21 protein-coding genes are annotated in these 23,627 nt (G+C 45.2%); 12 read left to right on the top strand and 9 right to left on the bottom strand.

The window, feature by feature from the left end:
- Positions 1-45: 45 nt before the first annotated feature.
- Both thiL and pgpA read left to right on the top strand, forming a co-directional pair.
- A complete protein-coding gene (gene thiL / locus QQ041_RS14455) occupies positions 46-1,020 on the top strand; it encodes a thiamine-phosphate kinase (protein WP_285954294.1) in 975 nt (324 codons plus the stop codon).
- A complete protein-coding gene (pgpA, locus tag QQ041_RS14460; RefSeq protein ID WP_146492068.1) occupies positions 1,020-1,526 on the top strand; it encodes a phosphatidylglycerophosphatase A in 507 nt (168 codons plus the stop codon). Before thiL ends, pgpA begins: the two co-directional genes overlap by 1 nt.
- Positions 1,527-1,646: 120 nt before the next feature.
- On the opposite strand, the gene dxs is transcribed toward pgpA, so the two are convergent.
- Genes dxs through xseB form a run of 3 tightly spaced genes read right to left on the bottom strand, consistent with a single transcriptional unit; the run spans position 1,647 to position 4,699 of the window.
- Positions 1,647-3,530 carry a 1-deoxy-D-xylulose-5-phosphate synthase gene (gene dxs, locus QQ041_RS14465; RefSeq protein WP_285954295.1) on the bottom strand — a complete coding sequence of 628 codons (1,884 nt, stop codon included), beginning with the start codon at positions 3,528-3,530 and terminating at the stop codon, positions 1,647-1,649.
- 21 nt (positions 3,531-3,551) lie between these two features.
- The gene (gene ispA, locus QQ041_RS14470; protein ID WP_285954296.1) at positions 3,552-4,436 is read right to left on the bottom strand and encodes a (2E,6E)-farnesyl diphosphate synthase; all 885 of its coding nucleotides are present in this window, start codon (positions 4,434-4,436) and stop codon (positions 3,552-3,554) included.
- 20 nt (positions 4,437-4,456) lie between these two features.
- Positions 4,457-4,699, bottom strand: coding sequence for an exodeoxyribonuclease VII small subunit (gene xseB / locus QQ041_RS14475; protein ID WP_004734405.1), 243 nt, complete (start codon positions 4,697-4,699; stop codon positions 4,457-4,459).
- Positions 4,700-4,997: 298 nt separating this feature from the next.
- Between xseB and pomA the strand changes: the two genes are divergently transcribed.
- The 7 genes from pomA to rlmM all read left to right on the top strand — a co-directional run bounded on the left by pomA (position 4,998) and on the right by rlmM (position 12,162).
- Entirely contained in the window at positions 4,998-5,762 is a 765-nt protein-coding gene (pomA, locus tag QQ041_RS14480; RefSeq protein ID WP_004734406.1) for a flagellar motor protein PomA, read from the top strand.
- Between the two features lie 12 nt (positions 5,763-5,774).
- Complete coding sequence (locus QQ041_RS14485) at positions 5,775-6,722, top strand: flagellar motor protein MotB (RefSeq protein WP_285954297.1); 948 nt, start codon at positions 5,775-5,777, stop codon at positions 6,720-6,722.
- 318 nt (positions 6,723-7,040) lie between these two features.
- Positions 7,041-8,489 (top strand): tRNA uracil 4-sulfurtransferase ThiI, encoded by a 1,449-nt coding sequence (thiI, locus tag QQ041_RS14490; RefSeq protein WP_285954298.1) that lies wholly within the window; start codon positions 7,041-7,043, stop codon positions 8,487-8,489.
- 672 nt (positions 8,490-9,161) lie between these two features.
- Positions 9,162-10,070 (top strand): transcriptional regulator GcvA, encoded by a 909-nt coding sequence (locus QQ041_RS14495; protein WP_060982558.1) that lies wholly within the window; start codon positions 9,162-9,164, stop codon positions 10,068-10,070.
- The gene (locus QQ041_RS14500) at positions 10,063-10,686 is read left to right on the top strand and encodes an alpha/beta fold hydrolase (protein ID WP_146492071.1); all 624 of its coding nucleotides are present in this window, start codon (positions 10,063-10,065) and stop codon (positions 10,684-10,686) included. The genes QQ041_RS14495 and QQ041_RS14500 overlap by 8 nt, the downstream gene beginning before the upstream one ends.
- Complete coding sequence (locus tag QQ041_RS14505; RefSeq protein WP_076675631.1) at positions 10,676-11,074, top strand: DUF423 domain-containing protein; 399 nt, start codon at positions 10,676-10,678, stop codon at positions 11,072-11,074. Before QQ041_RS14500 ends, QQ041_RS14505 begins: the two co-directional genes overlap by 11 nt.
- Positions 11,071-12,162: a 23S rRNA (cytidine(2498)-2'-O)-methyltransferase RlmM gene (gene rlmM, locus QQ041_RS14510; RefSeq protein WP_285954299.1), complete on the top strand. Its 1,092-nt coding sequence runs from the start codon at positions 11,071-11,073 to the stop codon at positions 12,160-12,162. The genes QQ041_RS14505 and rlmM overlap by 4 nt, the downstream gene beginning before the upstream one ends.
- Before the next feature lie 79 nt (positions 12,163-12,241).
- On the opposite strand, the gene xni is transcribed toward rlmM, so the two are convergent.
- The 5 genes from xni to queF all read right to left on the bottom strand — a co-directional run bounded on the left by xni (position 12,242) and on the right by queF (position 19,626).
- Complete coding sequence (gene xni / locus QQ041_RS14515; RefSeq protein WP_285954300.1) at positions 12,242-13,015, bottom strand: flap endonuclease Xni; 774 nt, start codon at positions 13,013-13,015, stop codon at positions 12,242-12,244.
- A 160-nt stretch (positions 13,016-13,175) separates the two neighbouring features.
- Positions 13,176-14,540 (bottom strand): nucleotide 5'-monophosphate nucleosidase PpnN, encoded by a 1,365-nt coding sequence (ppnN, locus tag QQ041_RS14520; RefSeq protein ID WP_285954301.1) that lies wholly within the window; start codon positions 14,538-14,540, stop codon positions 13,176-13,178.
- Between the two features lie 243 nt (positions 14,541-14,783).
- A complete protein-coding gene (locus tag QQ041_RS14525; RefSeq protein ID WP_146492076.1) occupies positions 14,784-16,349 on the bottom strand; it encodes a GGDEF domain-containing protein in 1,566 nt (521 codons plus the stop codon).
- 118 nt (positions 16,350-16,467) lie between these two features.
- The gene (locus tag QQ041_RS14530) at positions 16,468-18,726 is read right to left on the bottom strand and encodes a lipopolysaccharide assembly protein LapB (protein ID WP_285954302.1); all 2,259 of its coding nucleotides are present in this window, start codon (positions 18,724-18,726) and stop codon (positions 16,468-16,470) included.
- A gap of 54 nt (positions 18,727-18,780) precedes the next feature.
- Positions 18,781-19,626, bottom strand: coding sequence for an NADPH-dependent 7-cyano-7-deazaguanine reductase QueF (gene queF / locus QQ041_RS14535; protein ID WP_017630800.1), 846 nt, complete (start codon positions 19,624-19,626; stop codon positions 18,781-18,783).
- A gap of 131 nt (positions 19,627-19,757) precedes the next feature.
- Between queF and syd the strand changes: the two genes are divergently transcribed.
- The 3 genes from syd (at position 19,758) to QQ041_RS14550 (ending at position 22,694) form a co-directional block, all read left to right on the top strand.
- A complete protein-coding gene (gene syd, locus QQ041_RS14540; protein WP_123284091.1) occupies positions 19,758-20,303 on the top strand; it encodes a SecY-interacting protein in 546 nt (181 codons plus the stop codon).
- Positions 20,304-20,307: 4 nt separating this feature from the next.
- Complete coding sequence (locus QQ041_RS14545) at positions 20,308-21,084, top strand: Zn-ribbon-containing protein (protein WP_017630798.1); 777 nt, start codon at positions 20,308-20,310, stop codon at positions 21,082-21,084.
- A 404-nt stretch (positions 21,085-21,488) separates the two neighbouring features.
- On the top strand, positions 21,489-22,694 hold the full coding sequence (locus QQ041_RS14550; protein ID WP_146492078.1) for a carbohydrate porin: 1,206 nt from the start codon (positions 21,489-21,491) through the stop codon (positions 22,692-22,694).
- 111 nt (positions 22,695-22,805) lie between these two features.
- Here QQ041_RS14550 and QQ041_RS14555 read toward each other — a convergent pair whose 3' ends face one another.
- Positions 22,806-23,615, bottom strand: coding sequence for a MetQ/NlpA family lipoprotein (locus tag QQ041_RS14555; RefSeq protein WP_017630795.1), 810 nt, complete (start codon positions 23,613-23,615; stop codon positions 22,806-22,808).
- Positions 23,616-23,627: the final 12 nt, after the last annotated feature.

The raw sequence follows: 23,627 nt of genomic DNA on the forward strand, positions 1-23,627 counted from the left end.
CTTTTTTGTAACTAAATTTTTGTAATACTAAAAATAGGGCATGTGATGTCTGGCGAATTTAACCTGATTGAAAAATATTTTGTAAATCGACAACCACAACGTAAAGACGTACATCTGGCAGCGGGCGATGACTGTGCTTTGGTCAAAGCACCAAGTAATGTTCAGATTGCTATCAGTACGGACACCTTAGTGGCAGGCACTCACTTCTTAGCGGAAGCAAACCCAGCTTGGGTGGCACACAAAGCCTTGGCTTCCAACATCAGTGATCTTGCTGCTATGGGCGCGACACCTGCTTGGGTTTCATTTGCCTTAACCATACCTGAAGTCGATGAAGCGTGGCTTGCCCCATTTTGTGATTCTTTTTTCAAACTTGCAGACTATTTTGGTATTCAACTAATCGGTGGTGATACGACCAAAGGGCCGCTGAGTTTAACACTTACTGTGCAGGGCTTTGTACCTGAGGGTCGAGCACTACGCAGAGATGGCGCGAAAGTGGGTGACTGGATTTACGTGACGGGTAACCTAGGTGACAGTAAAGCTGGCCTAGAGGTGTTACTTAACCCAGAGCAGAACAAAGCTAAGCCTTATGCGCGAGAGCTTGAAGAGAGACACTACCTGAGCACTCCACGAGTTTTGGCTGGTCAGGCACTGGTGAACCTTGCTTCGTCTGCCATTGATATCTCTGATGGTGTTATTGCTGATTTAAAACACATCCTTAAGCGTTCTCAGGTCGGTGCAAGCATTGATGTGAGCACGCTGCCTATCTCCGCTGAATTACGTCAATTCTCTTCTGATATCGCTTCTGCGCAGCAGTATGCGCTCACCAGTGGTGAAGAGTACGAACTCTGCTTTACCGTGCCGGAAGAAAATAAAGGTTCATTGGAAAGTGCTTTGTCACACACTGGCACAAAAGTCACCTGCATTGGCCAGATAAGACCTGTAGAATATTTTGAATTACACAATAATGGTGAACCACTAAGCTGGAACTTAACTGGTTACGATCACTTTAAGGTTAATTGATGACAAATCCACTTTCTCTTATTTCTCTTAAAAATCCTTGGCACTTATTGGCAACGGGTTTTGGCAGTGGCTTATCGCCGATAATTCCCGGAACAATGGGCACGCTTGCGTCTATTCCATTGTACTTATTGTTGGTTCAATTACCTTTCCCAGCTTATGTTGCCATCGTAGTGGTAAGCTGCATTATTGGTATCAAGATCTGCCAGGTGACCTCTGATGATATGGGTGTACACGACCATGGCTCTATTGTATGGGATGAGTTTGCGGGCTTTTGGATCACCATGGGCCTAGTGCCTTTATTGAATATCCCTGCTGATGACTGGAAATGGCTTCTGACTGGTTTTGTGCTTTTCCGCTTTTTTGACATGGTAAAACCATGGCCGATTGGTTGGTTAGATGCACGAATTCACGGCGGCTTAGGTATCATGATTGACGATATTGTAGCGGGTATTATGGCGGCTATTTCGTTGTATGCCGTGGCACATTTCGCTGGTTGGTTAGTGTGAGTTCACTGAAGGATTAAGGTTTAGTTGGCGATACACCAAACTAATTAACGGATACTAAAAAGGTTGACCCTAGGGCCAACCTTTTTTTGTTTGCGGAGCTTACGAGCTTACGTATTAAGGCTACTTAGCAAGATAGTCAGAGATAGACTTCTCAATACCTTTCGCGTCTAAGCCAAGCTCTTCATGTAGCTCGCCTTGCGTACCTTGAGCTATAAACTTGTCTGGTAAGCCAAGGTTCAGTACTGGCATTAGCAGTTTTTCTTGCATCAAAAACTCAATTACACCTGCACCTGCACCACCGGCAATCGCATTCTCTTCGATAGTCACCAGTACATCGTGGTCAGCGGCAAGTTGTTTGATTAGAGCTTCATCTAGCGGTTTCACAAAGCGCATGTCTGCAACGGTGGCATCCATTGCATCAGCTGCTTGAAGTGCATTTTCTAAGAAGGTACCAAAGCTTAGGATAGCAACCTTAGCGCCATCTTTTGCTTTTGAGCTTTCACGAACGATACGGCCTTTACCAACCTCAAGAGCAGTAAATTCACTTTGAATCTCAGTGCCCATACCATTACCGCGAGGGTAACGTACTGCACTAGGGCCTGTGTGTTGGTGGCCTGTGTATAGCATTTGGCGACATTCGTTTTCGTCGCTTGGTGCCATGATCACCATGTTTGGAATGCAGCGCATAAAGCTTAAGTCGAACGCGCCTTGGTGTGTTTGACCATCGGCACCAACAAGACCAGCACGGTCAATAGCGAACATAACCGGTAGATCCATGATAGCCACATCGTGGATCAGTTGATCGTAGCCACGTTGTAGGAAAGTTGAGTAGATAGCCACAATCGGCTTATCACCTGCAATCGCCATACCTGTTGCTAGCGTTACTGCGTGCTGCTCAGCAATAGCAACATCGAAGTATTGCTCTGGGTACTCTTTCGAGAAACGCACCATGCCAGAACCTTCACGCATTGCTGGCGTGATTGCCATTAGCTTAGGATCTTGTGCAGCCATATCACAAAGGAAGTCGCCAAAAATCTTAGAGAAAGTTGGCTTAGAGCTGGTGCTCTTAGGTAGGCTTGAGTGTGCGGGATCGAACTTTGGTACACCGTGGTAACCGATAGGATCTTTCTCAGCTGGCTCGTAGCCTTTGCCTTTCTTAGTCATGATATGCAGGAACTGAGGGCCTTTAAGGTCTCTCATGTTCTTAAGCGTTTTAATCAGCTCATTTACATCGTGGCCATCAATTGGGCCAATGTAGTTAAAGCCTAACTCTTCGAACATGGTGCCAGGTACAACCATGCCTTTTAGGTGTTCTTCTGTACGACGAACCAACTCTTTAATCGGCGGAACGCCTGATAGCACTTTCTTGCCGCCCTCACGAATTGACGTGTAAAGACTGCCAGAAAGAACTTGAGCTAGGTGGTTATTTAGCGCACCTACGTTTTCAGAGATCGACATCTCGTTATCGTTCAGGATAACCAGCATATCATTGTGAATATCGCCTGCGTGGTTCATGGCTTCAAATGCCATACCAGCAGTAATCGCGCCATCACCAATCACACTCACGACTTTACGGTTCTTACCTTCTTTCTTTGCACTGATAGCCATACCAAGTGCAGCACTGATCGAAGTTGAAGAGTGACCAACAGAAAGTGTGTCGTATTCGCTCTCTTGACGCCATGGGAATGGGTGCAGTCCATCTTTTTGACGGATAGTCGATAAACGGTCGCGACGACCAGTAAGAATTTTATGCGGGTATGCTTGGTGGCCAACATCCCAAACCAACTGGTCAAAAGGCGTGTTGTACACGTAGTGCAGAGCTACGGTTAGCTCTACTGTACCCAAGCCTGATGCTAAGTGACCACTTGATTGGCTCACTGAGTTAAGAAGATAGGTACGTAATTCATCACAAAGCTGTGTCAGCGTCTCTTTTGGAAGTAGACGCAAATCCTCTGGCTTATCAGCCAAAGCAAGAGTTGGGTACTTTGATATATCAAGAGTCATAGGTAATGCGCGCTTATTGTCTTAGTTCTTGCGCTCGATGACGTATCGGGCGAACTCTTCGAGTAACTGGGTATTGTATGGGATTGCAGCCAAAGCTTGAAGCGCTTCCTGTAGCAGAGTTCGCGCTTTTTCTTGAGCGCCCTCTAAACCTAGCAAAGAAGGGTAGGTGCTTTTGTTTAATTCTTGGTCAGAACCCTGTGGCTTACCCAAAGTTTCAGTATCGCTAGTGATATCTAAAATATCATCTTGAACCTGGAATGCTAATCCAATGGCATCGGCGTACTTGTCTAATAGAGGCATCACTTCAAACGCTTTCTCGCCCGCAGCAAGCGCACCTAAACGAATCGCACATTTCATTAGAGCGCCCGTTTTATTGCGGTGAACTTCTTCTAACTCTTCTAGAGTGACAGAGCGGTTTTCAGCTTCAATATCAAGTGCTTGTCCAATACACATACCTTGTGCACCAGAGGCTTCTGCTAGGCGTTGAATCATTCGAACGCGATTGCTTTCACCGTCAGCACTTAATGTGCCTTCCGCAAGTATAGTAAAAGCGAGAGTTTGTAGTGCATCGCCCGTTAATATTGCCGTTGCTTCATCGTATTTGATGTGACAAGTCTGATGGCCACGACGCAGTTCATCGTCATCCATTGCTGGAAGGTCGTCGTGAATCAGAGAGTAGGCATGAATACATTCGATTGCAGATGCTGGAGTGTCGAGTTCTTCAGCGGTGCAGCCGAGCATTTCCCCTGTAATGTAGACAAGAAATGGACGTGCGCGTTTGCCGCCTAAAAGTAACCCATAACGCATCGCGTTGATCAGGTTCTGATTTTGGTGTGGCAGGCGATCAAGCCAAAGGTTCAGTTGCTCGTTATTACGTGCTTGATAAGACAATAAAGTCTCGATCATAGGGGATCTCATACAATTCGTTATTCAGGTTGTGGGTTAAAGTCACTCAGCTCTGCATTTTCATCATTCTGCAGTAGGATGCTAACGCGTTGTTCAGCATCATTTAGTTTACTTTGACCGGCACGAGCGAGGGAGATGCCTCGTTCGAACTTTTTAAGCGCATCATCTAAAGCTAGATCACCATTTTCTAGTTGATCAACCAAGCCATCAAGCTCTTCGATTGCTGCTTCAAAGCTCATATTTTCAGGTTTCTTAGTAGCCATAATAAATCTGCGTTTGGAAAGATGAACGAACGTTACCCTAGGCCGCTGAGATGGTCAAATGTAACCAAGAAATTTTGCTAGAAAGTTCGTTTTTAAGGGGCTTGAACTCACTTTGCTTGAATAACCTTAGCTTTATCGAGTTTATGCGCTACGTCTAAGAGCAAAGTAAGCCAATAGTTGGGATTCAAAAACGAAAAGTGTGATACTTAGGCCAAGAATTTACTAAAAGATCTTATAGTCTTGCCGATACAAAGATTATCGTCGACATAGAGCTACAAAAAAGCATGAGGAGTGCTCAGTGGATTTAGCAACCCTAATAGGTTTGATTGGTGGATTTGCCTTTGTAATCATGGCAATGATCCTAGGTGGAAGCCTCGGGATGTTCTATGACACGACATCCATTTTGATCGTAGTTGGTGGCTCAACCTTTGTTGTTCTAATGAAGTTCACCATGGGACAGTTCTTTGGTGCTACTAAAATTGCTGGCAAAGCATTCATGTTTAAAGCCGATGAACCTGAAGATCTTATCGCTAAAGTGGTAGAGATGGCGGATGCAGCGCGTAAAGGTGGCTTCTTAGCACTGGAAGAGATGGAAATCAGCAACAGCTTCATGCAAAAAGGTATCGACCTGTTGGTAGATGGCCATGATGGTGATGTGGTGCGTGCTGCATTGCAAAAAGACATCGCATTAACCACAGAGCGTCACGAACAGGGCGCGAAAGTGTTCTCTGCATTTGGTGATGTTGCTCCTGCGATGGGTATGATTGGTACTTTGGTTGGTCTGGTTGCCATGCTTTCGAACATGGATGATCCTAAAGCGATCGGTCCTGCGATGGCGGTAGCACTTTTGACCACCCTGTACGGTGCGATTCTTTCGAACATGGTGTTCTTTCCTATTGCTGATAAGCTTGCGCTACGTCGTGACCAAGAGACACTTAACCGCCGTCTGGTTATGGATGGTGTGCTGGCGATTCAAGATGGTCAGAACCCACGAGTTATTGATGGTTACCTCAAGAGCTACCTAAACGAAGGTAAGCGGACTATTGATGGTGAACCCGCGTAAGAGGAGTTTAAGATGGATGAAGATAATCCATGTAAATGTCCTCCTCCGGGGTTACCTCAATGGATGGGGACATTTGCTGACTTGATGTCATTGCTGATGTGTTTCTTCGTACTGCTGCTCTCATTTTCTGAGATGGACGTACTGAAGTTCAAACAGATCGCTGGCTCGATGAAATTTGCGTTTGGTGTACAAAACCGCTTGGAAGTGAAAGACATTCCTAAAGGCACTAGCATCATTGCACAAGAGTTTCGCCCTGGTCGCCCAGAGCCGACACCGATTGATGTGATCATGCAGCAGACGATTGATATTACGCAGCAAACGCTTGAGTTTCATGAAGGTGAATCTGAACGTGCTGGTGGTACCATGCGTGACCAAGGCAAGATGACCGGAGGCAAGTCGCCAGAGGTCTCGACTCACGACAATCAAAACTCTGAGTCAGACCAACAGCAACAACAAGCTGAAGCTCAATCGCAAGAGATGGAAACCTTGATGGAAAGCATCAAGAAGGCGTTGGAGCGAGAGATCGACCAAGGCGCGATTGAGGTGGAAAACCTTGGCCAGCAGATTGTGATTCGAATTCGTGAAAAAGGCGCGTTCCCATCAGGTTCCGCTTTCTTACAACCTAAGTTCCGACCATTGGTGAGACAGGTTGCTGAGTTGGTGAAAGATGTTCCGGGTATCGTTCGAATCTCAGGGCACACCGATAACCAACGTCTTGATTCAGAGCTTTATCGCTCTAATTGGGACTTGTCATCACAGCGAGCGGTGTCTGTTGCTCAAGAGATGGAAAAGGTACGCGGTTTCTCTCATCAACGCTTGAGAGTACGTGGCATGGCCGATACCGAGCCAGTAGAGCCGAATGATACTGAATGGCAACGTAGCCTCAACCGCCGCGTTGAAATTAGCATCATGCAGGGCGAACCGCTTTACAGTGACGAAGTGCCTGTTATTAATGAATAGCCGATACGTGTACACAAGGTAGCATCCAGATAACATCGAAAGCCCAACCTTATAATGAGGTTGGGCTTTTTGTTTGTAGGCCTTTCACCATGCTCTTTGCTGAATTTATGTTGTTTCGAAACCTGCTACTTTTAATAACAAGCGGTTTAATGATGGTGTTACAGCAAGCACTCTTTTCCTTGCTTCACTTTCTCATGTATAATTCGCGCCCTTAGATTTAGATATGATCTATTCTTGCTTCAAGTGCTGTGTAAATTCTCTAATTTACTTGGCGATGAGCGTTCTCAAAATTTTGAACATTAATGTTGTGAAAGTACTATGAAATTTATTGTTAAGCCCCATCCGGAAATTTTTGTAAAAAGTGAATCGGTGCGTAAGCGCTTCACAAGGATTCTAGAGTGCAACATTCGTAACGTTATTCAACGTCGCTGTGAAAGTGTTGCGGTATTCAACCGTCGCGATCATATCGAAGTGACGTCTGAGAGTGACCAGTACTACGCAGAAGTGTTAGAGGCTCTGACTCACACTCCAGGTATTCACCACTCTCTTGAAGTTCAACAGTCTGAGTTTAAAGACTTGCACGATATTTACGAGCAAGTACTAGAACGCAGCCGTGCTGACATTGAAGGCAAGACTTTCTCTGTTCGAGCTAAGCGTCGTGGTAAGCATGACTTTACCTCTATTGAACTTGAACGCTACGTAGGCGGCGGCCTAAACCAAGCAGTTGAGTCAGCTAAAGTTCGACTTAAGAACCCTGAGGTAACCGTTAAAGTTGAAGTGGCTAACGATAAGTTAAACCAAGTTCTAGCTCGTCACAAAGGCCTAGGTGGTTTCCCTCTTGGTACCCAAGAAGATCTACTAAGCTTGATCTCTGGCGGCTTTGATTCTGGTGTTTCAAGCTACCTGCACATCAAACGTGGCTCTAAGGTTCACTACTGTTTCTTTAACCTTGGTGGCCCAGCGCACGAGATTGGAGTTAAGCAAGTGGCTCACTACCTATGGAATAAATACGGCTCATCTGCAAAGGTGAAGTTCATTTCTGTAGACTTTGAACCAGTGGTTGCTGAAATTCTTGAGAACGTAGAAGACGGCCAAATGGGCGTTGTTCTTAAGCGTATGTTCATGCGTGCTGGTGGTATGGTTGCAGAGCGCTTCGGTATTGAAGCTCTAGTAACGGGTGAAGCACTTGGTCAGGTTTCTAGCCAAACGCTAACTAACCTTCGCCACATCGACAACGTGACAGATACTTTGATTCTTCGTCCGCTTATCAACTGGGATAAAGAAGACATCATTGACCTTTCTCGTATCATCGGTACTGAAGACTTCGCTAAAGTAATGCCTGAGTACTGTGGTGTTATCTCTAAGAAGCCAACAGTGAAAGCGAAGAAAGGCAAACTAGAAGCAGAAGAAGCTAAGTTTAACTTTGAAGTGCTGGATCAAGTGATCGAGAACGCTCGTGTTATGGATATCCGTGACATCGAGAAAGAGAGCCAAGAGCAAGCGCCTGAAGTTGAACAAGTTCAAGCTGTTGCTGAGCACGCTATCGTTATTGATATCCGTAGCCCAGAAGAAGAAGACGAAAGCCCACTAGAGATCGAGGGTGTTGAAATTAAACACATCCCATTCTTCAAGCTTTCGACTCAGTTTGGCGACCTAGACCAAGCGAAAGAGTACTTGCTGTACTGTGACCGTGGTGTAATGAGCCGTCTACAGGCGCTTTACCTACAAGAGCAAGGCTTCCATAACGTTAAGGTTTATCGCCCATAGCGGTGCATTGGCCAACCGTTAATCATTTTGCCAAGCCGCTTACTGAAAAGTAAGCGGCTTTTTTATTTTCTATTGTGAATGATTTACAGTAGTCAGACAGAGGCGTGAGTTTGGGCGTGCTATCGTCATGCTCAGCTTTAAAATTTTTGATTGATAGAAAGAGTAAGCTCTAAACGGGTTTATAAGTACCGAAGAAGTGTGAGTATCTTGAAGTATTCTGTTACTTTTTAGTGCAACTCAATGGTGCTATTTGTATGTGTTCAGTTGATTATTTGAGTGGGTGTCTGATTCTGTGATTAGCGATGAAAAATAATAAAGATTAATTAGTACAGCTATTGATAAACTTGTTGTTACATTTCTTTGCACATAAAAAAACACCGCCCATAAGGCGGTGTAAACAAATTTGACAGACAGGTCAAAATAAATACAGGAAGTAGATGCCTCGTTTCAGTGTATAACTGCAACAAAACATTTGGTAGAACTCTACCCAACTCGAAAAGTACGAGTTTGCAAACACAACATCGCAGGAGCTAAGCCAATTGATTCTAGAGAGAATCAAGCCGTTCAGGCTAGCTGCTGCGGAATGAAATATAGAATTTCTCTAGCCGCTAGGCAATGGACAAATTATAATGTTTCAGATAAAAAAAACTAATGCTTATTTAGAGAGTAACTATGTCTCGTCGATTACCCCCATTAAACTCGTTAAGAGTGTTTGAAGCTGCGGCTCGACACTTGAGTTTTACGCGTGCCGCTGAAGAGTTGTTTGTTACTCAAGCTGCGGTGAGTCATCAGATCAAAGCGCTTGAAGAGTTTCTGTCTTTGAAGCTTTTTCGCCGTAGAAACCGCTCTTTACTGCTGACTGAAGAAGGCCAAAGCTACTTCTTGGATATCAAAGATATTTTCACATCACTGGCAGAAGCGACAGACAAAGTGCTGGAGCGAAGTGAGAAGGGCGCATTGACCATCAGTTTACCGCCTAGTTTTGCTATTCAATGGTTGGTGCCAAGGCTCGCTGACTTTAATCAGCAAGAACCTGATATTGATGTAAGAATCAAAGCCGTTGATATGGATGAAGGCTCGCTGACCGATGATGTAGACGTGGCTATTTACTATGGTCGAGGTAACTGGCCGGGGCTTAGAGCCGATAAGCTTTACCAAGAATACTTGATCCCTCTTTGCTCACCTTCCGTGCTGCTAGGAGCTAAACCATTAGAATCTCTCAGTGATCTGGCATGCCATACGCTATTGCATGATACCTCTCGAAAGGATTGGAAACAGTTTGCTAAGCAAAATGGCATCGACGGGGTTAACGTTAATCACGGACCTATCTTCAGTCACTCAACCATGGTGTTGCAGGCAGCAGCTCACGGCCAGGGTATTGCACTGGGTAATAACGTGTTGGCGCAACCTGAAATCGAAGCGGGTCGTTTGATTGCGCCTTTCGACGAAGTGTTGGTGAGTAAGAACGCCTTCTATGTGGTTTGTCATGAGAAGCAAGCCGATATGGGGCGTATCGCTACTTTCCGTGATTGGATGCTGGCGAAAGCGCAAAGCGAACAAGAGGACTTACTCGATGAATAACCTCATCATTGATGGTGAAGACAATCCTATCACCTTTATCTTTGCTCATGGTGCTGGCGCAGGCATGGATCATGAGTTTATGCAGTCGGTAGCCAAAGGATTAGCCTTTAAAGGGATACGAGTTATCCGCTTTAATTTCCCTTACATGATCAAGCGTGCTGAAGATGGTAAGCGTCGTCCACCTGACAGAGCACCTAAGCTACTTGAAGCCTACCAAGAGGTTATTGAGCAGGTTGATGCCGATAAGCTTGTGATTGGTGGTAAGTCGATGGGAGGGCGTATGGCGAGCCATTTGTCTGAAGTTGATAAGGTGGCCGCCATGGCGTGTTTAGGCTTTCCTTTTCATCCTCCTGGTAAACCAGATAAGTATAAAGGTGAACACTTAGCTGAGTTGCAAAAGCCGTGTCTGATTTTACAGGGTGAGCGCGACACTTTTGGTAAGCGTGAAGAGTTTGCTGACTTTGATCTGTCGGATTCTATTCGTGTTGAATTTATTCCCGATGGCGACCACAGCTTTAAGCCTCGTAAGAGCTCCGGTTACACAGAACAGCAGAATATTGCGTTAACCGTTGAGAAGTTGTCGGCGTTTATCAAAGAGGTGCTGAATGAGAAGTAAGTATTTACTCACGTTTTCCGGCATTTCTGGCGCGATAGCAGTGATGCTTGGTGCCTTCGCGGCTCACGGTTTGAAAGCTATTTTACCTGAGTATCTGCTAGGTGTGTTTGAGACCGGAGTTCAATACCAGTTTATCCATACTCTGGCGATATTGGCGTGTGGCGCCCTGCTGCAGATGAAACTTGGCGCTAAATCACAAAAATATTTTTTCATCGCGGCAATTTGCTTTATCATCGGCATCCTTTGTTTTAGTGGCAGCCTTTATGGCTTGGCACTGACAGGAATAAAATGGTTTGGCCCTATCACTCCGTTTGGTGGTCTACTATTTATCATTGGTTGGGGAGTCTTCTCCTTCGCTGCTTTGAATATAAAAGAGGTAACTCAGTGAAACACGTACTACTTTATTGTCGCTCTGGTTTTGAAAAAGAATGTGCTGGCGAAATTCAAGACAAGGCAACACAACTGGAAGTGTTTGGTTTTCCTCGCCTAAAGAACAATACAGGCTTTGTATTGTTTGAATGTTACCAAGCAGGTGAAGCGGACAAGTTGATCAAAGAGATCGATTTCCAATCACTGATTTTTGCTCGTCAAATGCTGGCAGTGGCTGTTGAAATTAAAGACTTGCCAACTGATGACCGTATTTCTCCAATTCTTGAGGCGCTTTCTGATAAAGAAGGTTTCCCTCGTTGTGGTGATATCCGTATCGAAACGCCAGATACTAACGAAGCAAAAGAGCTTTTGAAGTTCTGCCGTAAGTTTACTGTGCCGATGCGTCAAGCGATGCGTGGTAAAGGCTTGATGACGGCGAAGGACAACGCTAAGAAGCCAGTATTGCACCTGTGCTTCATCGCTCCGGGCCACTGCTTTGTGGGTTACTCTTACCCATCGAACAACTCACAGTTCTTCATGGGTATTCCTCGTCTGAAATTCCCATCAGATGCACCTAGCCGTTCTACATTGAAGTTAGAAGAAGCGTTCCACGTATTCATTCCTCGTGATGAGTGGGATGAGCGTCTGGCTCCGGGTATGTGGGGTGTTGATTTAGGTGCGTGTCCAGGCGGTTGGACTTACCAATTGGTTAAGCGTTCGATGTTCGTTCACTGTGTTGATAACGGCATGATGGCAGACAGCCTAATGGAAACGGGTCAAATTAAGCACCACATGGTGGATGGCTTTAAGTTTGAACCAGATCGTAAGAACGTCACTTGGATTATCTGTGACATGGTTGAGAAACCAGCTCGTGTTGCACACCTTATGGGTGAGTGGATCATCAAAGGTTGGGCGAAAGAAGCATTATTCAACCTTAAACTGCCAATGAAAGGCCGTTACGATGAAGTACTGCAAGATATCGAGAACCTAAAAGTGTTCCTTATTGAGAACAAAGTGAAGTTTAAGATGCAGGCTAAGCACCTTTATCATGATCGCGAAGAGATCACGGTTCACATTCAGGCGCTTTCAAACATCTCACCGCACTAATATTTACGTTAGCGTGTCAGTGAAAAAAATGCTCCTTTAAGGAGCATTTTTTATATCAATATCGTCGAGTCACAGCGAGTTAAACTTTCGCTTCGTAACGAATGTCTTGCAGGTTGAATCCAAGGTCAATATCGGTTTTGAGTGCAGAGACTTGCTTACACACACGTGCTGATTCAATGTGTTCATCAAACTTCTTACGATATTTCTTCGGTAAGTCTTCCGCCTGAAAGGCCGCTTCGATATCCGGGTAAGTGGTTAAGATTTCTTTTGCAGCTTTTGGTCCTATACCTGGAATCCCCGGTACTTGGCTAGAGCTCACACCGGTTAAGCCCCAGTAATCTGTAAGCTGCTCAGGTTTAACGCCAAACTCAGCTTCGATAAAGGGTTTGTCTAGCCAGCGGTGTTGGAAGTAATCTCGGATCTGCAGAGTGGGTGATAGCAGTTGGCAATATCCTTTGTCTGTCGAGATGATGGTGACGGTTTCTCCGTGGTCTGCCACTTTCTTGGCCAGTGTTGCGACTAGATCATCTGCTTCATCGCCATCAGACAGCAGTGAATCAATGCCTAACTCCCACCAAGCCTGTTGGATAGCATCAAGGCCTTTCATCAATGGTTCTGGCATTGGCTTACGGTTCTGTTTATAAGCTGGTAGTACTTCAGCGCGCCATCCTCGGTCTTGTAAGTGATGATCAAAAACCGCGATGATGTGGGTTGGCTTTGATTCAGTCAGAATCTTATTGAGAGTGCGAGTAGTGGTGGTGATAGTTCTTGCTATATCGGTTGGGTCTGGCTGAACAGAGTGCACGCGTCGGATGAGGTTTAAGGCATCGATAATAACAAGATGGATAGACATAAGTTTCCACTAAATAGGCAATAAAAAAGGGGCTGCTAGCCCCTTATAGTAACGTATCACTTGGTGAGTTGAAACGTTAGCGACGTAAACGTCATAACCTGATTAACTTTATGTCTGCCAATTGGTTATCACTCACTTAGTTACTCGTTAATGAGTGTGCTTAATCGTTTGGTGCGATTTTATAGCAAGGCACGTAGTCCGTACCGCCCGGTAGCTTCATTCGATGTTGCTCAACAAAATCGTTTAGCAGTTGGTCCATTTTGGTCATTAGCTCTTTGTCGCCATCAATTAGGAATGGGCCGTACTTCTCGATCTCCAGAATCCCTTCAGCTTTGACGTTACCCGCCACAATGCCAGAGAACGCTTTACGTAAATTAGCGGCTAGGCTCTCTGTTTTTTGGTCCATATGAAGATCAAGCGCCGCCATAGATTCGTGTGTTGGGTCGAATGGCAGTTGGAACTCAGGCTCAATATGCAGTGACCAGTTGTAGCTGTAGGCATCGCCAGTCTCTTTACGGTGAGAGCGCACATCTGGCATCGCTTGTTTCATGATTTTCGCAGCGCGTGCTGGGTCATCAATCACGATTTCATAATGTTTCTGTGCATCAGGCCCTAGAGTTTCACCAATGAACTTATCGATCGAGCGGAAATAAGCTTCACTCTCTTTCGAGCCAGTTAGGACAATCGGCATTGGCTGCTCGGCGTTATTCGGGTGCATCATGATCCCTAAGATGTACAGCAGCTCTTCGGCCGTGCCTGGGCCGCCTGGGAAAATGATGATGCCATGCGCCATACGAACGAATGCCTCAAGACGCTTCTCGATATCTGGCATGATCACCAGTTCGTTTACTATCGGGTTTGGTGGCTCAGCGGCAATGATTGAAGGCTCTGTCAGCCCTAAGTAACGATGATCAGTATAACGTTGCTTAGCGTGACCAATAGCCGCGCCTTTCATTGGCCCTTCCATCGCACCCGGTCCACAACCGGTACAGATGTTCAGCTCACGTAGGCCCAGTTCATTACCCACTTCGCGAGTGTACTGGTATTCAGTGGCATTAATTGAGTGACCACCCCAACACACGATCAGGTTAGGCTCGATGCCCGGCGTAAGTGCGCCTGCATTCCTCAGAATACCAAATACGAGGTTGGTAATGTGAGTGGCATTAGTCAGGTTGAGCCTTTGGTTATCTGCGAGGTGCATGTTGACGTAAACAATGTCACGCAGCACTGAAAATAGGTGTTCTTGGATACCCTTGATGATCTCACCATCGACAAAGGCATGCTCTGGTGGGTTGCTCAGCTCGAGTTTGATACCACGCTCACGTCGCACTACCTCAACATCAAACGATTGATACTTGTCGAGTAGCTCTTTGGAGTTGTCGGTGTGGCTACCTGAGTTGAGTACCGCTAACGTACAGTTACGATACAGTTGATATAGATCACTAGACGCGGTTTTCTTAAGACGCTCAACCTCAAGTTGAGAGAGTAAATCCATGCTACCGGCAGGGCTGATATGAGTGATCATAGTGCCTCCTTGTTGAAAAGAGCAGAGGACGTTGAAGTGACCCTCTGGCTCGAGAGTGAGAAGCAAACGTTGAAAGTGTTTGGTTAAAGGTGGGGGAGAGTTAACCAGACGAAACGGATACGACAGCGTTGCTTGCCAAGAATGCTTGTTAAGCGAATGTTAATCATTAGCTTAGCAAACATTGAGGGAAATGGTATGTGATAAGTATTTGAAAAAATGAAATAAATTAAATCTAGGGCTGGCCTAGTGCCAAACAAGTTGGTTATTACCGCGTTGTTTTGCTTTATTTAGTGTTGTATTGAGTCGCTCTAACACTTCTTCAGGTGTATCTGACTCTTTAAACTGAGTACTTGCCGCGCATAAAGTAATCGTGATTTGTTGGTCACGGAACTTAAAGGGTAAGCGGCTTACTTGAGTTTGAATGTTTTGAATCACTTGGTGACAATATTCATCGGTTTGCTCTGGCAATAGTAAGACAAATTCTTCACCTGAAAAACGCGCCACAGTATCGGTCGTGCCTGCTTCTTTGGTGATGGTTCTTGCGATGATCTTAAGCGCTTTATCGCCGGCGGTATAACCAAAGCTATCGTTAATGGCTTTGAAGTTGTCGATGTCCAGAAGTACTACGCGCAGTGAGTGTTGTGCGCGGATCCAGCGGCGATACTCAAGCTCTAAGCGATCAGTGAAAGCGGTACGATTGTAAACCTTCGTAAGAGGGTCAAGCAGCATACGCTGGGCCTGATCTTCCAAACGCTTACGGTAATCTTGGGTGACTTCATAGAGTGAATCTAACTGAGTTTTTCCGTAACTCATTCTCTCTATTAGAGCTTGTTCTTTTTGCTCTGCGTGGTTCAGTCTTTCCGAAAGAGAAGCGATTTCACTGAGTAGCGGGTTAATTGACCGTTTTAAACTATCAATATCCTTGGCTTTCTCTACTGAATTCTGGCTCTTAGCGACAAGTTCATTTAACTCAGAGTTAAGCCCTTGGCGGTGCTCAAAGTAGCTTTGGCTCTGGTCGGCATTTTGGTCTGCCGTTTTGATGCTGGAAGCTAGAGAGGAATTAAGCTGATCGATAAACTGTTCAGACTTCTTGCGCTCTAGGTTGGTGCCTTCAATAACCAGTTTGAGGATCTGAAGTGTCAGCTCAAGTAGGTTTTGTGTGGAAACCCCAAGTAGTAGCTTAGCTCTAATATCAGTAAGCAAATCCCCCGATTCACCCTCAAAATCGAGTTCAGTAATCAGGTGTTGTAATTCGTTTGACAGGTCGGAAAGAAGTTCCTGTTCCGGAGAATGCGTAGCATCGGCAAAATGAGTGCGTGAGTTGTTCGCCATAATCTTAATGGCACGCTCATAAATACCGAGTAGTTTCATGGCATGGTCAACTTTCTGACTGCCATTGCATTCGGAGAAGCTAAGTAAGTTTCGTAGGTCGCGTTTTAGCTGTGCTGGAAGGCCAGTTATGCGTTGCAGCGTTTCCCCACTGTGCTTAATGCTATCGTCCAGATATCCGTTCTGTTTATCCATAGCCAACGTTTTCTGCTTAAGCATCCTTTCTAATACTGCCAGCTTTGGGATCATCGAGCTAATGTCTTTTTGCTTTTCTAGCTCTTCCCTAAGGGCAATGAGGTTTTCATCTAAATGGCTGTTACTGCCAACACATGCATCACTCAAAGATGTGACGATACGCTTTAGAACTTTTTGTTCTCTAAGAAATTTGAACGAGGTGTCTCTTTGCGCCAAACGAACTTGCTCCAACTGAAATTTCAGCTGGTGGAGTTGCGCCTGAATGTCTTTTTCAAGAATGCCCATAGATGTATTAATTAGCGCCGCGTAGACCGATCTCGATCATTTTGATGAAATTCCGTTAAATCAATAATAACAAAACTAAAAATAAGGTCACGACTTGCCGCTCTTAACCGCTCGCAAATCAGTCATCTTTTAGCATTTTTTTGATGTTGTCCTCATTCTGGTACGATGATTGTATTTTTATTAGCCCTTGATTAATCGCATGTTTACAGGCTTCTCTTATGTTACCCGTTGCAAGGCTCGCTGCGGGTGCATTATCGATAGCTTTTAGATATACCCATTGGCTACTGCGCTCTTTGAGACTGATCTCACGGGCTAGGTTAGTCGACATTAATAACACATCGAGCAGCTCTTGATCGTTGATCGCGGTGTAAGCTCGTGGCAAGAATGGGTAGTCAGCGATGCCCATACGAATTGTTCGGTTGATATTACGTTTCGGTTCAAAGTCGGTAATCCACGATTGAATCTTTTTAAACATCGCCTCGGGTGATGAATCTCGGTCTGAGTTAGGTTCGATGTAAAGCAGGTTTGCGTCCGAGAAGTGATAGACACGAGCAGGGCCTTCAAGCTTCTCTTTCAAGAACTCTCCAAAAGCATCTTCTAACTCCAGACCCGCTTTATAGCCATTCTGCGTATACATGTTACGTAGGAAAGGTAAGTCAATCATCACGAAGCGCAGACGGTCATTCAATGGTTCATGAATGAGCTCGCCAAGTTGCCACTGTTCGAAGGTTTGGCTGGTTTGTTCTAGTGAGTTGGACAGCTTGGCATTCAGCATTCTGAGATTGGGCAGCTTAGAGCGTGAGTGTGTAAACAGGTCTGTTCGCAGTGAGTCGACTTCTTTAGCCAAGGTTTGAATGAGGTAGCCACGGCGTAGCACAAAGAAGAATAAGATAATGCTGAACAAAAATAGGGCGAACGATATCTTTTGGAACTTACGATGTTCCAGCTTGTACTTTTCTAGTTCTTGGGCTTGTCCTGCATAGTGAAGAGTTTGCTCAGCGAACTCTTTCTGTTGGCGGAAAGCATCTTCACCAACGCGGTTCAGCTTTTGTTGTTCTAAAGAAACCAAACTGTTGTATTGCTTAAGGTTCTCTAAAGCCTGTTGCGATTTTCCTGCTTGCTCATAGCCTAAAGAGAGTAAGTAGTACGAACGCTGCGAAAGGCGCATGTTCTCAACCTGACGCGAGATCTCCAGTGCGCGAGTGGCATGTTTGATCACATCCTCACTCTGCTGAAGGTGATAAGCGAGCCCGGCAGAGAGCAATGCAGCACGACCTTCTAGCTTGGGAATATCCGTATATTCAAGCAGTTCAAGGGCGCGTGTTAGGTATTGTTCTGCCAATGGGTAGTTGTAAAGACGCAGATAGGTTGCCGATAAACTTAGGCGAATATCAATGACTTGATGGATATCTCGGTCAGTACTCTCGTGATCAAGAACGTTGAAGAAGTGCACTAGGGCAAGGTTGTATTTTCCTTGATAGAAATACACGTCACCCATTTTCTTGAGCACTTGCGCTAAGACAGGAGAGTTTTCAAAGTTATCATAAAAATCAGCAGCTTGAGAAAGGTGCTCTAGTGCTTTATCTAAGACTTGGCGCTCAAAGAACAACTGCGCAAGTAGGCGGTTTACTTTGGCCAAGCGTGAACTCAGGTTGCCTTCTACAGATTTCCAGTAGCCATACAATAATTCAGATAGTGCGTGGTTGTACTCTTTATGGGTTAGATAAAATTCACCAACTGCGATGTGATAATCGATGGTAACTTTTTCTGAGTAACGCTGATCGAGGTAGGTCTTCGCTTCTTGGTAGTACTTTTCCGCTTCATCGATCTTGTTATCGTAAGAGGCGATATCGGCTTTCAGCATGATCAAGCGGTAGGTGATGCCTTCCGTCAGACGTAAGGTTTTATTCACCGATTCTAGGTTTGTTTCAATATTGGCGAGATCTGCCTTTGCTTTGGCGGACTTTCTGTCACTTAGCCAAAGTAAGCGTACTTTTAGGATCTCGAGATCCAGTTTGAGGTACTCAAGCTTATAGGTTTTCGCGAGCTCAGAGGCTTTGTCGATGTGCTGAATCGCAATACGAATGTTACCAAGGTTGTACTCGGCTTTCGCTAAGATCTTGTAGGCATCGATGCTGCTGTTTGGCGTTCGAATCGAAGAGTCTGTCTCTTCGCGAGAAATCGCCGAAGGGCTTTTCTCGCGTTGATCAGAAAGGACACGAAGCGTTAGGTAGCTGTTGGCCATTTGTTTTGCTTGGCTCGGCTCGATCTCAACCAGGTTATTGGCTTCATTGAGCAGCGCCGATGAATAGACCGACGCATTAACCGATGTGCTTAAGCTTAAAATAAATAGGCTAACGACGTATAACCAACGCATTTCAATGTCCCTTTAAAGATGAGGTAGTTCCAATAAGTGTGTGTCTTGAGCCTATTATTGGCGAGCCATACGCTTGTTGTGGCTTGGTCTATCTTGCTCTGTTGAACGGTATGGGTTGATATCCAGACCACCACGACGCGTGTAACGTGCGAATACGGTGAGCTTCGATGGGCCACAGTATTTCATGATGTCAGTGAAGATACGTTCAACACATTGTTCGTGGAATTCGTTGTGCTCACGGAAAGAAACTAAATAGCGTAGCAGAGCTTCACGGTCAATTTGCTTACCTGAATATGCGATCTCAACGCTGCCCCAGTCCGGTTGGTTGGTGATCAAGCAGTTCGACTTCAATAGGTGGCTGTGCAGTGTTTCTTCCACTTCTTGTTCGCCAGCAGCGCCTTCAAGCAGTGATGCTTCAAAGTCATAGCTGGTGATTTGGATGTCTTGGTTGTCGATACAGTCACCTTCCATCGTTACGATAGGTTGGTTGGTGTAGTCGGTTACTGAGTTTACATTCACAATGACGGTTTCGCCTGCACATGCTGACAAATCTTGGGTCAGTCGCTCAGTTACTTGTTCCCAGTTTTCGAATTGAGTCTGGTTGTAGCTGTTTAGGTACAGCTTGAAAGATTTTGATTCAATTAAGTTTGGACTCGTTGCTGGGATGAAAACTTCACCCACGGCCACTTGTGGTAGGCCATTAGTGTTTAGCCACGAAAGTTCGTACATCGTCCAAATATCATGACCAACAAAAGGCAGTTCACCGTTTAGCGCAAGATCATCACGATTCAGGCTACGAGGTACTGGTTGCAATAAACTTGCATCGTATTGGTTAGAGTACTCAGTTTTTTGGCCTAGGGTTAAACCCGCTAGCTCTTTTGCGTCAGAATATTTGCTCATACTTTCGTTTCAAATTCGATTAGAATGGGGTCGATTTTACTGAATCCCCATTACCCTGTCATTAAGTCATCGCTTAATCGGCTCGGAAAGGGCTTGGATTCTATTTATTATTTTGTGTTTAGGAGATTTTCATGACTCAACGTGCTCAAGACGCACTACTTTCTTTTAGTCAGCGATACGTTGACGCTTGGCAACAGCAACACCAAAGCTTACCTCGCAATGAGGAGTTGGTGGATGTGGTATCGCCATGTGTAGAAGAAAAGAGCGGCGATGCCGTGTTATGGAAGCACTATCCACGTGAGCAATTCGCGGATTTCACCAACGTTGAAACCGGTATTGAGTTGACGCTGCACGAAGACATCAAAACCTTCTACGGCGCACAATTCAGCGCAGATATGAACGCGACTTTTGATGGTAACGAACTGACTCTGTTACAGATTTGGAGTGATGAAGACTTCGAATGCCTACAAGAAAACATCTTAGGCCACTTAGTGACTCAGCGTCGCTTAAAGTTAAAGCCTACGGTTTTCATCGCAGCGACTGACGCGGAGCTAGATGTTATCTCTATCTGTAATTTAACGGGCAACGTGATTTTAGAGCGCTTAGGCACCAAAAATCGAGATGTACTAGCCGAGACTTTGGCAGAATTTTTAGAAAAGCTACAACCAGCGGTATAAATAGATGTACGTACTAGAACTTCAATTTGAGTGTTTTGATAACACAACGGTAAGCGCTGTCGACAAGGCTGTTAATGGCTTAATGGATGCACTTCGTTATAACGGACAAGTGTTGGGTCGTGAGTTTCCTATCGTGATGGGCGACGGTGAGTTTTATGTTCGCGTTGTCTGCCCAGAGCAAGACAGCTTACATCCGCGTAACCATTCAGATTTCGTAAAAGTGTGTTTTGATCGCTTGTCTAACGCGAGCCTGCTTGCACCAAAAATGCGCTTGCTTGGTCGAGATCTTAACTCTGAAGAAGTGGCTGAAGACGAAGCGCCAAGCTGGCAGGTACTGTACACGACGTTCGTTCATACCTGTTCACCGCTACGTAGTGGCGATAGCTTGTTGCCGATTCCTCTGTACCGTAACCCGCCAACCTTCAATGGTGACCATAAAGCCGTGTTGAAATGGCAGACTGAATGGCAAGCCTGTGATGAAGTCCAAATGGGTGGGGGTTGTCGTGCTGAACACGCGACTCTGACTGAGATCAGTGATACTAAAAGTGTGTTGTTCAAACGAGGTTGGGGCTTAAGAGGACGCATTGAATATCTCACCAAGATCCCGACTTATTACTACTTGTACCGCGTGGGTGGTATCAGCTTAAAAGCAGAAAAAGAGCGTAAATGTCCGCAATGTGGTGGCGAATGGCTGCTAGATGCACCGATCCACGATATTTTCTATTTCAAGTGTGATGACTGCCGATTGGTGTCAAACATCTCTTGGGATCACCTTAAGTAGTCTTCTAGTGGTTATTTAAGCGCCATGCTTTAGATATCGGAGTGCTAACTTAGTGCTCTGATATTAACTCCCCCTTTAATATTATATACTTAGCATCTTGTATCATCCCCGATGCTGTGATTTCGTTACTTCTCTTAGCTCGATCTTTCTTACTCTATTATCGTTACCCATTTTCCTTTTAATACGCACAGAACGTGATATTCAGCTCTTTCTGTAGCTCCGATGTATTCATTTAAATAATCCAACGTCCATCAACTTTTAGTTACCTCAATAGTTAGCCTGATCACAATAATCAATCAGTTCTCTTTCAATTTATATTCTTCTCAATATAAATGGGATCGATCCCATGGGAATGTTCCCATTTTTGAATAATAACTTGATTCTAGATCTGAAAGGAATGGACGATGAAACTGTTACCTATTGCTGCTGCACTCTCTACTGCTTTACTTGCTCCTAATTTATACGCTGATGAAACCACACCATTAGAGTTCAATGGCTACATGCGCGGCGGCGTTGGCCTGAGTAATGAAGGTGGCTCAAACAGCAAGTGGGAGGTGAGTAAAGTTGGGCGACTCGGCAACGAGAATGACCTGTATGGCGAGTTTGGCTTTAAGAAAGAGGTGTATGCTGAGGACGACGTTTCATTTGTAGTTGATTCCATGTTGTCGTACTGGCAAGGCCAAGATGAGAACGCGGCGGATAAAAGCGTTGATGTAGTTCAGCTCAATGTTCAAGCGGTAGGGCTTTTTGAAGACAAGGACATTGGTATTTGGGCTGGTGAGCGCTACTACCAACGTCATGATGTACACATCGTTGATAACTACTACTGGGATGTGAGCGGTATTGGTGCAGGTGTTGAACACATCAATATGGGCCCAGGTAAATTATCGGTGGCTTTGATTCAAGATACAGTGACAGGCGATGTGTTTGATGGCAAAGAAACCACAGCCATGATTGCTGATATACGTTATGCGGGTATTCCATTGTGGAACAATGCGGATCTTGAGGTTGGTATTGATATGAACTTCGCCAATGAAAAGCAAGGTCAAACGGTCGATGCGGATGACAGCGTAATGCTAACGGCAAGCTTGAATCAAAATCTTTCAGGTGGCTTCAACAAAACTATTCTACAGGTTGCTAACTCTGGTTATGCCGAGCAGATGACGACTTTTGGGACAGGTAAAGGCATCGTTCGTGATGCCAACAACAATGACGCCGATGGCTTCCGATTGATTAACTGGGGCGTGCTTGCGATCGGTGAGAACATCGAGTTTGGCCACACTGTCCGTTATGCTGCTTCAACCGGTGTTGGCGCCAATAATAGTGATGATGACTCTTTCAGTGCGGTAATTCGTCCGCTTTATAAGTGGGACAAGCGCATGCGTACCATTCTTGAAATTGGTGGCTTTGTTGAAACTATCGATAACAAAGATGGTGCGGGTGGTAAATTTACAATCGCTCAAGCTTGGGTTCCACAAGTGGGTTTCTGGTCTCGTCCCGAGTTCCGTATCTTTGCCACTTACCTAAATGATGCTGAAAATGACAATGCTTTCGGTGAAGGTAAGAACAGTGAAATGAGTGTCGGTATGCAAGTGGAAGCTTGGTGGTAAGCCGAGCCTTTCTAACGAAATTCGGTACATAAAAACTGCCGTAAATAAAAAAGGGGCTGACGTTATGTCAGCCCCTTCGGGTATCTATACGATGCTGAAAAGTTTAGGTGATTACCAACCTTTAACTACGCCACCTTGGAAGATATCAGAAGCTGCGTTGTACACTTCTTCAGTTTGGTAAGCTTTAACGAAGTTCTGTACGTTTTCAGCGTTTAGGTTGTCTTCACGAGAAACGATTAGGTTTACGTAAGGAGAATCTTTGTCTTCAACGAATACGCCATCTTTTTGTGGAGTCAGGTTGATAGAGCTTGCGTAAGTTGTGTTGATGATAGAAAGCGCTACATCATCAAGAGAACGTGGCAGTTGTGCTGCGTCTAGTTCAACAATCGTTAGGTTTTTAGGGTTCTTAACGATGTCACGAACTGTTGCTAGAAGACCAGCACCTTCACGAAGCTCAAGAAGACCTTGTTGCTCAAGAAGCAGTAGAGAACGACCTAGGTTTGTTGGATCGTTTGGTACCGCAATACGAGCACCGTCTTGGATTTCGTCGACAGATTTCACTTCTTTAGAGTAACCAGCGATAGGGTAAACAAACGTGTTACCAGCGATAGTCAGTTTGTAACCACGGTCAGCCACTTGCTGATCTAGGTACGGTGCGTGTTGGAATGCATTGATGTCGATAGAGCCATCATCCAGTGCCGCGTTTGGCGTTACGTAATCCGTAAAAGTAACCAGTTCAACGTCTAGGCCGTACTGCTCTTTTGCTACTTTCGCTGCAACTTCAGCAACCTGCGCTTCAGCACCTGCCATTACGCCAACTTTTACTTTAGAAGTATCAACTTCTTTATCACCACAACCTGCTAGTACTAGCGCTGATGCCGCTGCTGCGATAGTAAGTAAACCTTTAAGGCTAAATTTCATAATAATCTCCTT

The organism is Vibrio sp. TMPB1044 (assembly GCF_030442075.1).
Classification (GTDB): domain Bacteria; phylum Pseudomonadota; class Gammaproteobacteria; order Enterobacterales; family Vibrionaceae; genus Vibrio; species Vibrio satsumensis.